This window comes from Bacillus sp. Marseille-P3661, from assembly GCF_900240995.1.
Taxonomy (GTDB): domain Bacteria; phylum Bacillota; class Bacilli; order Bacillales; family Bacillaceae_J; genus OESV01.
Genome location: NZ_LT965954.1, coordinates 1,178,892 through 1,192,605, shown reverse-complemented (window position 1 = coordinate 1,192,605; position 13,714 = coordinate 1,178,892). Strand labels below are relative to the sequence as shown.

The 13,714-nt window shown below is 39.0% G+C and carries 9 protein-coding genes; 5 read left to right on the top strand and 4 right to left on the bottom strand.

Annotated elements, in window-relative coordinates:
• Positions 1 to 3: 3 nt before the first annotated feature.
• Positions 4 to 2,898, bottom strand: a complete 2,895-nt coding sequence (locus tag C1724_RS16845) for an endo-1,4-beta-xylanase (RefSeq protein ID WP_102347861.1) — start codon at positions 2,896 to 2,898, stop codon at positions 4 to 6.
• 379 nt (positions 2,899 to 3,277) lie between these two features.
• Between C1724_RS16845 and C1724_RS16840 the strand changes: the two genes are divergently transcribed.
• The 3 genes from C1724_RS16840 to C1724_RS16830 all read left to right on the top strand — a co-directional run bounded on the left by C1724_RS16840 (position 3,278) and on the right by C1724_RS16830 (position 6,468).
• Positions 3,278 to 3,466 carry a hypothetical protein gene (locus C1724_RS16840; RefSeq protein WP_102347860.1) on the top strand — a complete coding sequence of 63 codons (189 nt, stop codon included), beginning with the start codon at positions 3,278 to 3,280 and terminating at the stop codon, positions 3,464 to 3,466.
• A gap of 600 nt (positions 3,467 to 4,066) precedes the next feature.
• Positions 4,067 to 5,044 (top strand): tRNA dihydrouridine synthase, encoded by a 978-nt coding sequence (locus tag C1724_RS16835; RefSeq protein ID WP_102347859.1) that lies wholly within the window; start codon positions 4,067 to 4,069, stop codon positions 5,042 to 5,044.
• A 545-nt stretch (positions 5,045 to 5,589) separates the two neighbouring features.
• Positions 5,590 to 6,468: an AraC family transcriptional regulator gene (locus C1724_RS16830; protein WP_102347858.1), complete on the top strand. Its 879-nt coding sequence runs from the start codon at positions 5,590 to 5,592 to the stop codon at positions 6,466 to 6,468.
• A gap of 334 nt (positions 6,469 to 6,802) precedes the next feature.
• Here the strand turns inward: C1724_RS16830 and C1724_RS16825 are convergent, their stop codons facing one another.
• Together C1724_RS16825 and C1724_RS16820 are read right to left on the bottom strand one after the other, a co-directional pair.
• A complete protein-coding gene (locus C1724_RS16825; RefSeq protein WP_102347857.1) occupies positions 6,803 to 9,112 on the bottom strand; it encodes a thiamine pyrophosphate-dependent enzyme in 2,310 nt (769 codons plus the stop codon).
• Positions 9,113 to 9,135: 23 nt separating this feature from the next.
• A complete protein-coding gene (locus tag C1724_RS16820; RefSeq protein ID WP_102347856.1) occupies positions 9,136 to 10,143 on the bottom strand; it encodes a 2-oxoacid:acceptor oxidoreductase family protein in 1,008 nt (335 codons plus the stop codon).
• Between the two features lie 171 nt (positions 10,144 to 10,314).
• Here C1724_RS16820 and C1724_RS16815 point away from each other — a divergent pair, with 171 nt between their 5' ends.
• Positions 10,315 to 10,542, top strand: a complete 228-nt coding sequence (locus C1724_RS16815; RefSeq protein WP_102347855.1) for a hypothetical protein — start codon at positions 10,315 to 10,317, stop codon at positions 10,540 to 10,542.
• Between the two features lie 1,060 nt (positions 10,543 to 11,602).
• Here C1724_RS16815 and C1724_RS16810 read toward each other — a convergent pair.
• Positions 11,603 to 12,511 (bottom strand): nuclease-related domain-containing protein, encoded by a 909-nt coding sequence (locus tag C1724_RS16810; protein ID WP_102347854.1) that lies wholly within the window; start codon positions 12,509 to 12,511, stop codon positions 11,603 to 11,605.
• 278 nt (positions 12,512 to 12,789) lie between these two features.
• Between C1724_RS16810 and C1724_RS16805 the strand changes: the two genes are divergently transcribed.
• Positions 12,790 to 13,611: a methyl-accepting chemotaxis protein gene (locus C1724_RS16805; protein WP_102347853.1), complete on the top strand. Its 822-nt coding sequence runs from the start codon at positions 12,790 to 12,792 to the stop codon at positions 13,609 to 13,611.
• The last annotated feature ends 103 nt before the right edge of the window (positions 13,612 to 13,714 follow it).

Here is a 13,714-nt window from a genome sequence, read left to right as displayed (position 1 = left end):
TAATTAATCTGTTACAATATAGCATTCACGAATCTGGTCGTTACCCTTAGTGTCCACATAAACCTTATATGGTCCCACCTGATAGACGTCTACTGCGTTGTTACCTATTAGTATCTCTTCAGTATAAGACTCTGTCGAACCATCAGAGGATAATTCTGTAACGATAACTTTGAGTTTGTTCTGATCACCATCGAGTCTCTCTATCGTAACAGATGGAGTTGCGCTGACGACATTGACGATCGGAAGTATTACAGCGCCAAGTACTTCGGAACCCTCATAGACAACGACTGCATAATTCGCGCCGGCGTCAACATCGCTGCCTTTAACGTTGATCATCGCTTTGCCGTTTGCGAATGTTGCGGAAGCTACTGAAACGCCGTCCTTTTCTAACACTGCTTCGGAACCGTCAGGGACATCCGACGTGACGTGGATATCGGCGTCACGCTCACTCACGATACGCTCCTCCGGGGCAAGGCTTATTTCCGCGCCCAGATTCGTTAAGTCTTTGTCTACATAGTCGGACACGTACTCAAACAGCTTAACACGGCTAGCATTTGCGTATTCCTCAAGTGAACCTTTACCGCCTTGGCCGACGAAACCGCTTGCGTTTCCGTGCAGCGCATAAGTATAATTGCTGGAACCAGTATGTGAGAATAGTGTCGTCTCGCCTGTATCGGGATCTATACCGGTGTTAAACCATACTGCTCGATCTAATGAGCTATCTCCAATAGTTTTGTCTGTACGTAAAGGAGCCGTCATGTCGCTGCTGAAATCCCGCCACAAAATAGAGGGAGCGACAAGGCCGCCGTGAACCAGACTTAACATTGTGTATCCAGTGTATCCGTTCGAGTTTGTATATGGTCCCGGGTCAGGGCTGTTTTTTTCATTAAAGATAAATCTCGTATTGTCCTGGATCAGCTCCGGCGCAATAATCATGTCGTCCTCTATGGTGACAGGAGTACCCGCAATCCCTCGTTTGGCGTTGGTTACGCCGTCGGTCGCCGGGACGGATTCTACGTTCATATTGGTAAGAGCAAGACCTGAGTTGACCGAGACAACGATATAAGTATTACCGGATTCAATCGTTTTGGCCAATCTCCAATAATTTTCCGGAGTATTGAAGTCTGTTACCCGCGTCGGAATAATTGGAGACCAGTTTTGATCCCACAGAGATTTCTTCACAGTCAATGTTTTCAAATAATCATCGTCTATATTATTATCTGTATTAATAGCGAGCGTGCCACCTGTATGTTTTGGTAACGGTTGAAATTCTTTGCTGTTGACCATTGCCAGTTTTCCGTCTTCTAGATTATAGAATGCCTGAAATAGTTTAGGTTCGGTTTCACCGTCGCTGAAACGGATATTGACAGATGAGCGGTAGCCTGTATCCTTATAGTTTTGGTCATTCTCCCATTCGGCGGTCATATGTCCGAAGTTTATCGTATACGTCGTCGATATATTCGGATATTCCTTCCAGGCTACTTTTACAGTCGCCACGGCTGGCTCTCCGGCGCTAACCGCGCCGCTTGCCGGGTTGAGCGTAACGCTGACGTCAACATCATCGTCAGGGTAGTTGTATTCGACGTTCGCAGCAGAGAAGGAAATGTTTGACATGTCCTTTGGCACGTTAACGTCAAATTCGGTTTTGTCCGCGACATTGAAAACATCGCCGCCGAAGTTAAACGACGTGAGTTTTGGCGGTAGCACACCAAGCCCAAGATAGGCCTCTGGATTTATTATGGCCCAATAGGCTTCTTTTGGTGCCCGGTTGGAGTCGAATGGTAGCGGGTAACCGGTACTGCGCCAGCTATTATTATCGGCCACGCCCCAGAATGTAACGCGTGCTATATGATCGGAATACTTCTTATACAGCGCGAAAAGCTTGGCATACACTACCGCCTGTTCCTTCAATTGCGCCTCGGTAGGGGGAACATCAGCTGAAGTGCCGTTGTGTTGTACGTCGAGTTCAGTTATGCTGATCTCAGCCCCGGTTTCACTATATATCTTTAAAACTTTCTCTAAATTTTCTACATTAAGTCTTGTGTTGTAATGCGCCTGTATCCCGATGCCCTCGATCAGTTTTCTGCCGTCTGCCTCAGGGTGTTCATTCGCGTATCTTTCGTTGAGCTCCTTGACCATTGAAGCAATCGCAATTGCTTTGTTGGGGAGTTCTTCGTCGTTAAAGTCATTATAATACAGTATTGCGTCTGGGGCAGCCTCACGCGCGAACAAGAAGGCATCATAGATATAATCCCATCCATTTCCGCCGTTGGCATAAGCTGAAAACCATCTGGACGGCCGTTCTATTGGATTAATGTCGGAGCGAAGCGCGTTCCGCCAGTCGGTCGGATTTTCCGGATTATCCCTCATGGCTTCGTTAACAACGTCCCAGGCGTCAAGCTTATAAGGCCCCTGATTATAGTGGCCGGCGACTGTTGAAATATATCTTTGCAAGCTGGCCCTTGCTTCTTCATAATTCTGACCACTCGGCGGCCAGGCAGCCGACTGATTATGCCATGCCAGTGCATGTCCAATTGTATAGAAACCGTCAGCTTTGACTTGAGTTAACATGTTATCGGCCGATGTGAATGACGGATCACCAGTTGCATTGGACCATATAGAGTCTGGCTTCGTAGCGTTTTCTGGCGTCAGTGCATTATAGTGGAACTTCATAAAATCATACTTCTCTGCATTGGTTAAGTCACGCGGGCTAACAGTATTGCCGATTAGGAAATGGTCTTTGTAGACTTCTTTCAGCGACACAACCTCTGCGGATGAAGCATTGACGTCCGCTGCATCTGCAGCCTTGGCTACGGACATTCCGGTAGTGGTAAAAGAACTCATGATAAAAAACAGCGCTAGTAAATACGTTAATAGGTTTCTAGTTTTTTTCTTCAATAAAAAATCATTCCTTTCTCAACATTAGTTCTCTTCTTTTTTGTAGTGTTTAGATGGTAGATCACTAGTTGATAAATAACTCATTATAATGCTCCAATCATATTTTGGATTTATGCAAATACGCTTTTGTCATAACTACTACCCATGATCCGCATGCAAGATTGGAAACAAGCCTCCCCTCGTAAGGGAAGATTATATAATATATAGAATTTTCTTTCAATTAAGCTGTTTTGTCACTGTAATTGCTTAGGCTCGATGTTTCTATGCTGTGTAGGACTATTGTAATATTCAAAATTAAAACTCAATCCCGAGGAATTCATGATATTTGATAATTTAATTAGGAATTTATATTTTAAAAGTTATAAAGGGAGTTTGAGTAATGAAACAAATACAACTAAAAGAATATGAGTTAACAGAAGAACAGATAAGAGTTTTGAAGAGAAGTACGTTCGTCTTACTTACGGAGATACAAATGGGTTCGTTTGGAATACATGTGGATTCTTGGCTAAGTGGGTATAGTGAAGACTGTTCAAATAACAGGGAAAAAAGTTGGATAGGTTTAGCATAATTGGCAGTTCAGTTTAGAAGAAAAATTGAGCATTTTTACCTGTTAGTTTTAATAGATGTAAAACCGTCTATAAAATGAGTTGCAATTTAAGATTTTAAGAGAAAAGGGCTGCGATCTTATCCAAGGATATTAAACCGTTACATGTCGCCTTATTTAATAAAGAGATACTTAAAGTGCAGAATACCGGAGCTAATCTGGTCTTGGAATATTAACGAAAAGTGCGTGGCACAACTCGTTATAAACGTGTAACCTCCAAAATAAATTTTTGCTAATCCGATGTTGATTTCGTAAAAAAAGTTTTGCGATTCCGAGGTCTTTTTCTTGTTAAGTCATGTTAATTTAGTGTTCTTCCTGTTTTCATATCAATTTTTTTTGGCAAAACTTTATTTTAACTTGAACAGGTAAAACTAGTTAATGGGATATTTTTAGCAGGAGAAATCTAGGTTGTAAAGAGATGAAGTTAAACTAAGCATTTCAGATAGTTTGATAAAAAGTGCTTAAGCATGGTATAAGTGTAAAGGAAACATGTTCATTCTAACTTTATGTTCCGGGATAACGGGTGGCGACCTGGTTTCCCATAATGAGAGGATTTGAATATTTATGATAGATAATTTTTGGCGTGATTTACCGCGACCTTTTTTTATACTGGCACCAATGGAAGATGTGACGGATGTTGTTTTTCGCCATGTGGTGAGTGAAGCAGCTAGACCAGATGTGTTTTTTACGGAGTTTACAAACAGTGAGAGTTATTGTCACCCAGAGGGAATCCAGAGTGTGCGTGGGCGGTTAACTTTTACAGAGGATGAACAGCCTATTGTAGCCCATATATGGGGCGATAAGCCGGAAAACTTCCGGCAAATGAGTATTGGGATGGCGAAACTAGGCTTTCGGGGTGTAGATATCAATATGGGTTGTCCTGTACCTAATGTGACACAGAATGGGAAGGGAAGTGGCCTTATCCGTCGCCCAGAAGTTGCAGCAGATCTAATCCAAGCTGCAAAAGCAGGAGGTTTGCCCGTAAGTGTAAAGACTAGGCTAGGTTTTTCACATGTAGACGAATGGCAGTCCTGGCTAACACATATATTGCAACAGGAAATTGTCAATCTTTCCATACATCTGCGGACAAGGGATGAGATGAGCAAAGTAGATGCTCATTGGGAGCTAATCCCGGAGATTAAGAAACTTCGTGACCAGGTTGCACCAGATACACTTTTGACGATCAATGGGGATATTCCTGACCGTCAAACTGGCTTAGAGCTCGTAGATCAATATGGTGTTGATGGAGTTATGATTGGGCGTGGTATATTCAATAATCCATTTGCCTTTGAAAAAGAGAAGAAAGAGCATAGCAGTAAGGAATTGCTTGATCTTTTAAGATTGCATCTTGATCTCCACGATAAGTATTCAAATTTAGGACTACGTTCGTTCAAGGCTCTTCATCGCTTTTTTAAGATATATGTTAAAGGATTTCGAGGGGCGAGTGAATTAAGAAATCAACTGATGAATACAGAGTCTACAGATGAAGTACGTGAATTGCTGGATACCTTTGTGTCAAAGAACCTTGATGGCATGGGGTAGAAGTGTTCTAATTTAAGATAAGTCATAGTAGGACATTATACTGGTGTGCCCTAAAAAAGGTAGAGTTGATACTAAGCAGTTAATGGCTCGTTTGAAGATCGGACTCGTGCCCGCCATAATACTTGTTTGTTATTATAGTAATCTATATTAGGTTATGAATTTGCAAGTAAAAGTACGCAAATGGGGAAGTTTATTAAGTTCTGCAAAAGTTAAGTTTTAATGAAACAGAAATATATTCCTAACAAAATCAGGAAATACTGGTCCTGATAGTTCTTGTAAAATCACTAACACTACTTGTGTTGCCACATACACTCTGGACGTGTTGGGCAGTTGCGTTGATAGAACTGGTATATAGAAAGGTATATTTTCCCTCAGACTTTTGGTTTTGGGGGAATTTTTATTTTATGGGTTCTATATATGACAAGTTAAAGATGATTTAGGAGTTTACTGAAAAGAACAATAAGATTAATCCTGCATAACTGTGCACAAAATGTAGGATGGATAGATTCGACTCCTGCTATTCTATTAATGAAGGAGGTTAGGGAATGGATTTGCTTAAGAACATGAATGATGCAATGAGCTATATCGAGGAAAACCTTACTAACGAAATAGATTTTAAGATGGTAGCAAGGTTAGCGCATTGTTCTGAATATCATTTTAAAAGGATGTTTTCTTTTCTTGCGGGTATTACATTATCAGAATATATCCGCCGTAGACGACTTAGTTTGGCAGCATTAGAGCTTAACAATAGTAATATAAAAGTAATCGATGTTGCGATTAAATATGGATACAATTCACCGGATTCTTTTACTAGAGCTTTTCTAAATTTACATGGCATAACACCATCAGAAGCAAGAAACAATGGTCAGCTATTAAAAGCATATCCACTTATGACCTTCCAATTGACAGTAAGAGGAGGAAATGAAATGAATTACCGAATTGAACAAAAAGCAGCATTTAACATAATTGGTATTATGAAAAGAGTACCAATTATTTTTGAAGGTGAAAACCCGGAAATTACAGCGATGTGGAAATCTTTGACTATGGGAAAAATAGATCAATTAAAAAAAATCTCTAATGTTGAACCTAGAGGGATGATTCAAGCATCTACAAATTTTTCCGATGGGCGCATGGAAGAAAAAGGAGAACTTGATCAGTATATAGGTGTGGCAACAACACTTGAATGTCCTGAAAACTTTTCGAAGCTTGAGGTTCCTGAATTAACATGGGCAATATTCGAATCGACAGGACCTTTTCCAAGTGAGCTACAGGAAACTTGGGGAAGGATTTATTCTGAGTGGTTTCCATCTTCTAACTATCAAGTAACCAATGGACCTGAAATTTTATCAATTAAAAGTAAGGATTTAACTTCACCATCAGTAAAAAGCGAGATTTGGATCCCGGTTTTGAAAAAGGATAACTAAATTCTAATATGGGATACATTTTTACGCAAAGTTCATTCACGCGTTTATTTTATCGTCATCCTATCAAAATGCATGTTAAAAAAGGGAGTGACCTTTAAAGGACTTTTATAAAGTCCTCTTTTGGCCAGCTCCTTTTTATGTAGTGATAATTTTGTACGTTCTTTTCAGCTCCAACGCCCCTCGGGGTCAGATAAATCTTTTGGAGGATAAAGGGGAAAGCACCTCCTATCTCCGAAAGAACTTTTTTCTGTCGGGTGATTAAGGTGTTTCCACTTTTCTGATGCATCAGAAAGCTTAGGTTTTAGAAAGTGCAATCATAAGGAATGGCGTTGAATTACAAATATGGACTTTCATGTTTCGCTTTAAGGCGATTCCAACGACGCTGTACTTCATCTTCAAACATTTTCAGCATCGGTTTACTATTTTCTTTTAGTAGGTGCTTCGTTTTACCCATTAATTCAAGCCAACCAGATGCACTAATCCGTTTGTTCTTTGCTTCTGGATCATATGTGATCTTTGTTATTCCGCGTTCTACTTCATAGAGCGGGAAGAAACAAGAGTTAACCGCAGCTTCGACGATGGTTTGCCCAAGCTCATCCTTTGACTTCCAGTTTAACGGACAGGTAATTAGAATTTTTCCATAAACAAGTCCTTCATTTTGGGCATACCATTGTGCTTTAGCAGCTTTTTTCAATAAGTCACGATCAAAGGCCTCTGTTCCTGTAAAAACATAAGGAATATGAGTAGCAGCCATAATTTGAGCAGTATCTTTATGGTGGAATGGCTTTCCGTTCTGGAAATTACCTACATTTGATGTACTCGTCATATGCCCCATTGGAGTAGAGTAGGAAAGCTGACTTCCAGTATTCATGTAACCTTCATTATCATATTCAATAATAATCATTTTATGGTTACGTAGAGCTGTTCCGATTGCTGGCCCCATACCGATATCCATTCCGCCGTCACCTGTAACCATAACAAACGTAAAGTCATCATTTAAACCAAGCTCCTCGAATTCACCGCGGCGCTTGCGTTCATTGAACATTTCAACAAGCCCGGATAAAGTAGCGGAGCCATTTTGGAATAGGTTATGGATATAAGTTGCTTTATGTGCACTATATGGATAGCCTGTCGTAACAACCATAGCACATCCAGTATGGAATAAAGCAACGATATCTCCTTCAATTCCTTTGAAAAATAATTCTAGCCCGGAAAAGATTCCACAGCCTGGGCAAGCCCCATGACCTGAAGCGATTCGCTTTGGTTTCTTTGTTAAGCTGCGTAGAGGAGGGATTTTTACATCTAGCTCTCCTGTTTCCTCATTAGGTGTAACTTTTATTAAGCCGCTGATTAAATCCTCTTTTTTCAACGGATTTACAACACGCTTTGGTGCTAGTTTAGGGTTTCCAGGTGTATGTCCGAAATAGTCGAAAGGCTTTTCCACTATACCAGCCGAAGCGGCCTCCAGGGCAAGTTGGAAAAAGTGCTCAGCATCATCAGCGTAAAAGTCTTTGCCGCCTAAGCCGTAGACTCTATTTACAACCTGTGTGCTGTTGTTTCCATACGTTTGAAGTGCAGCACGAACTTCAAGTGCCATGTTTCCACCATGTCCGCCATATGAATCAGCACGATCGCCTATCGTTACTGCTTTAACGTTTTGTAGAACTTCAGCAATCTGCTTTTGTGGGAACGGACGAATCATATTCGGTGAAATTACTCCGGCTTTAATTCCTTTTGCACGTAATCTGTCAACAACATCTTTACACACCTCGGCTGCTGAATTTAGCATAAATACAGCAACTTCGGCATCATCCATCTTATATAAATCTAAAATTGGATATTCTCTGCCTGTTAACTCAGCATATTCTTTAGAGATTCTTTCAAATACTTTTTCGGCATTATACATCGCTTGAGATTGTTGATAGCAATTATTAATATAATCTGGCTCATTCATATAAGGCCCAATCGTCACTGGATTATTACGGTCTAAGGCATGAGGGAAGTTTGGCGGTTTTCCGATAAACTTCTGAACATCATCCTTATTTTTTATAACGCTTACACGGCGTTTTTGATGGGATGTAAAATAGCCATCAAAGGAAACAATGACAGGCAGACGAACTTCAGGATCTTCTGCTAATTTTATAGCAAGTATGTTCATATCGTAAACAATTTGCGGATCACGAGCCATTATAATCGGCCAGCCTGTATTAAGTGCGAAATATAAATCAGAATGATCCCCGTGTATATTCAGTGGACCAGAAATAGAGCGGTTTACTAAGTTTAACACCATAGGGAAGCGGGTTCCCGATTGTACTGGTAATTGTTCTAACATATATAAGAAGCCGTTTGCACTAGTAGCATTAAAGACACGTCCGCCACCAGTGGAAGCGCCGTAGCAAATCCCAGCAGAACCATGCTCGCCATCAGCTGGAATTAAAACAACATCGTGTTCTCCTCTTGCTTTCATTCCGTCTAAAAACTGAGCGACCTCCGTTGAAGGAGAGATTGGGTAATAACCCATAATATGGTAATTTATTTGATGTGCAGCATATGCTGCCATTTCATTCCCGGATTCAAAAACAATGCTTTGTTCGACAGTTCCTTTTTGAAGGCTTGTAGTTTCGCTTTTATAGTTTACTGACATATAGTTACCACCTCTCTGAAATTCTAGTATTTTACTAAATCAAATAAATGAGGAACACGATTAATATCCGCGTATCCATCATCGGTTTCATGTTCATCTGTTAGCGCTTCCACAGGGCAGGCGTGAACGCATTTTAAGCAGCCTTTACAATATTGATAATCTATTCCTTTTAGGAACATTTGTGGGCGACCACGTTTATCATCTCTTTCTTCCCAAACAAAACAGAAGTCAGGACAGGCTGTATCACAGGCTGCACAATTAATACATTTTTCCTCATGGAAATGAGGGAGCATACCAGCACGGGATATACTTAAGTCTTTCAAAATACTATTTCCAGGGTTTGTCACCATTCCACCGATCGGTTGTGTTGCATACCCAAGCACCGGTTCTTCTCTAGTAAACGGTATTTCAATCGAGTCTGAATTAGGTTCGAAGGTTTGAAAAACAACTTCATTGTAGCCACGGTCAAATGTGCGAATATTCGGTTCTACCAAGTGTGGGTACTTGATTTCAAATGCCTTACGGATGGTATTTTTCATAGATTCTGGATCTAAAAAATCCAAGATGCGATAGAGTGCACCAAGCATTGCAGTATTTACTTTTGTTTGTTCTTCTAGTGCGATTTTAGTAGCATCGATAACAGCGATAGTTCCGCCGTTAATCTTCATTACATCTTTTAATTTTTCCATGGATTTTTTTGAATTTACTAAAACCGTACTGTCGTTATATATACCGCTTGTACAGTTTTGTGTTTTGAAAAGCTCATCATGAAAGATTCCAACAACATGAGGGCGTTCAATAGGTGTGGTGTCACGGATGTTAATATCGGGGTCGCAAAAACGAATATGCGCCTTTACTGGTGATCCCTTTTTTTCTGAGCCATAAGAAGAAAAACCAACTCCATTCAGTCCATTTCCAACAACTCCATCTTCAGAAAGCATCTTTCCCGCCAAATTGGCCCCTAATCCACCAATTGACTCTAATCGAATTTCAAAAAAACCTAACTCATTTACTTTAGGTAATGTTGCCAAAAAGATTCCCCCAATCTAATAATGAATATAATAACGAATCTAAATATTGTAAATTTTCAATAAATTATTAGTTATCATTGTAACAGATCGTAAAGTAAAATACAACAGATTTTGATGTAATGAAAGAATGGCGTTATTTTGATTGGTAAATAGGGTTTTTGGACGAGCTATATGAACTATTTTGTAGAAAATTCGGTTACTGTTACAATACAACATGGATTTGTTTTAATACACAGATGGATGCTTTTGGATTATTTTATGAATAGAAATAAAGTTGACTTCTTAGGAGTCGAATCTGGTGTTGATGTTTTAATTTTATTAGCAGCAATCGCTTTAGGTAGTAGAGTCAAAAAAGCTCAATTTTTTATTGAAACGATGCTTATGGTGGAGCTACAATAGTTGGATAATTAAAGAGGCCATATTAAATTCAGCAGCAATTACAAAAGAAGGAACACGCGGATTAGAGTGAGAAAAGGGTAGGAATTCTGACAGGAAAAGGTGGAAAAGCAGAAAATGAGTCAGAATAGGGACCGGATTCTGACAGGAAAAGGTGGAAAAGTAGAAAATGAGTCAGAACTAGGTAGGGATTCTGACAGGAAAAGAAGGAAAAGTAGAAAATGAGTCAGAACTAGGTAGGGATTCTGACAGGCAAAGGTGGAAAAGTAGAAAATGAGTCAGAACTAGGTAGGGATTCTGACAGGAATAGAAGGAAAAGCAGAAAATGAGTCAGAATAGAGACCGGATTCTGACAGGCAAAGGTGGAAAAGTAGAAAATGAGTCAGAACTAGGTAGGGATTCTGACAGGAAAAGGTGGAAAAGCAGAAAATGAGTCAGAACTAGGTAGGGATTCTGACAGGAAAAGGTGGAAAAGCAGAAAATGAGTCAGAATAGGGACCGGATTCTGACAGGAATAGAAGGAAAAGCAGAAAATGAGTCAGAATAGAGACCGGATTCTGACAGGAAAAGGTGGAAAAGTAGAAAATGAGTCAGAACTAGGTAGGGATTCTGACAGGAATAGAAGGAAAAGCAGAAAATGAGTCAGAATAGGGACCGGATTCTGACAGGAAAAGGTGGAAAAGTAGAAAATGAGTCAGAACTAGGTAGGGATTCTGACAGGAAAAGGTGGAAAAGCAGAAAATGAGTCAGAATAGGGACCGGATTCTGACAGGAAAAGGTGGAAAAGCAGAAAATGAGTCAGAATAGGGACCGGATTCTGACAGGAAAAGGTGGAAAAGCAGAAAATGAGTCAGAATAGAGACCGGATTCTGACAGGAAAAGGTGGAAAAGCAGAAAATGGGTCAGAATAGGGAAGGGAATCTGACAAAAACGTGGTGCAAAGGAGATATCAAATCAATCAGAATCAAAGTCACAAACAGAAAGACCCAAGTAAAAACTTGAGCCAATCTGAATAGATAAATTTGCAAAGAAATTTACAAGGTGAATCAGGTCCAATCCGTACTTACTTATAATAAGTATCATTAGTATTTCCGAATACAGTATAGTTTTTCTTTAGTACTCTAGAAATTGTCCTTTTATGCAAATCAACCATACACCAATCATAAATACTTTGAGTAGTAATCTTTCGTTCAGGAAATAGCAACTTAAATTCCTCAGTATTTCTCAAAATAGCTTGTTCTAATTTTTCAACATCCCCACATTTTCCACATATAAAGTTATTATTTTTTATTGTAATCTGGTAGGACCTACAAGTATGACAGTAGATTCCCTTTTGGAGTTGATCAAAATTATAGGCTGGTAATATAGTATGTGGATTTTTTGTTTGGTGTAGTGTTAGTAAGTTTTGGGTTAGTTTCTTATGTCCTTCGCCTAGATTTGATGGTGTTTTATTTAGTTCTTTTAAAAAACGATTTACTTGAGTTGGAAAGATAATAGGTTGGCCTATAGGGGCTTGATATAAGGTGAATTCTGGATTAATAAAAATAACTGATGCTTCAACAAGATAATTTTGCTTGAGATTCTGGAGAAGTTGGCGAAATAGAGTTGCACTTCGTTTTAATTGGTTAACCGGATTCTTAAACTCACGCTTGGTTGTCAGCGAATATAGATTGTCAGATTCTAAATAATAGTCACCTTGATAATTTTTAACATCCAAAAGGTGAATAACCCCCTGCGAAATAATCAATGTATCAATTTGAAAATAAGAATTGTTAACTACTAGCAGCAAGTCATTAATAATATACCTTTCTTCTAGAAGAGTTTCTGCCAGTGAGTCAAATTTCAGCTCCCCTTCATAGCCTTTTTCAAGATTTAAATAGTGAAATTTATCACTTTCAGTCAACTCCATTCTAGTATTTAAATATTGCAAAACCAATAATTCATTTGATTGAGTTCGTACTTTAAGTAGCATAGTCCACATCCTTTCTACTTCATTAATTTTATTATATAAAAAAATTTTAAGAGTCTATTAAATGATTATGATGATTTTGTTAATTTTTTAAAATATAACAATGAATGGACAACCGCATAACATTCGTTTAATTAATGCCGATTGGCTCTATCTAGAAATAGGTATTTCAGCATAATATTGAATTCTAAATAAAACTGATATAAAACCGATAATAAATTAAGAAACATTCTAAATATATTTGTATAAAAATAATTGTTAGAATTGGAGAGTTTATATCAATGTTTAATAGAATTCACTCAATAGATCAGGTTACTGCTTTAATACCTATTCTAAAAGAGGCAATACCTGTCGATATATCAGTTGCAATTTGCGATCTAGAAAAGTTTGTGGCTTATTTTCCTGGGGAAAATATAAATTTAAATATTAAAGTAGGGCAATACCTTAATCCTGAGGAACCACTTGCAGTAGCGCTGAGACAAAACAAACGGCTTAAAGCAGATGTTCCGGCTGAGTTTTACGGTTTTGAGTTTACCGGAACGGCCCAACCCTTGCACAATGAGGTTGGTCAAGTAATTGGTGGGATTGCAGTTCAGATTCGTAGACAAAGTGAATTAATAGCAATTGCTGAACAACTTACACAATCTTTAGTGCAAGCCAATGAACAAATTAGTAGTGTAGCAAATGGTTCCAACTCGTTAGCTGATTTCTCTCAGGAGTTGCTCGGACAATCACATAAGGCAGGGGAGGAAGTTAAAAACACAGATGATGTATTGTCAATGATTAAAAGAGTAGCAGATCAGACGAATTTGCTTGGATTGAATGCAGCAATTGAAGCTGCGCGGGCTGGTGAAAAAGGTAGAGGTTTTGAAGTAGTGGCAAATGAAATCCGAAAGTTTTCAAAGGAAACGGTTGTATCAACGCAGAAAATCCGTGAAACAATGGACCGAATTCAACAGGTAACAAAAAATATGGGGACTTCAATTGAGCAAATAGCAGATGTTGGTCACGAACAAGCTGCTGCAATTCAACAAATTTCTTCTTTTATTGAGGATATTAAGGAATTATCACAAAAACTAAATGAGTATGCAACAAAACTATAATGAATACTTCCTTGTTAATGGAGTTCAAAAGTTAAAGTTGGCATGAGCAATAAAAAACACCTTCTTTAACAATAATAGTAGAATATATCTAATAGATTATTGA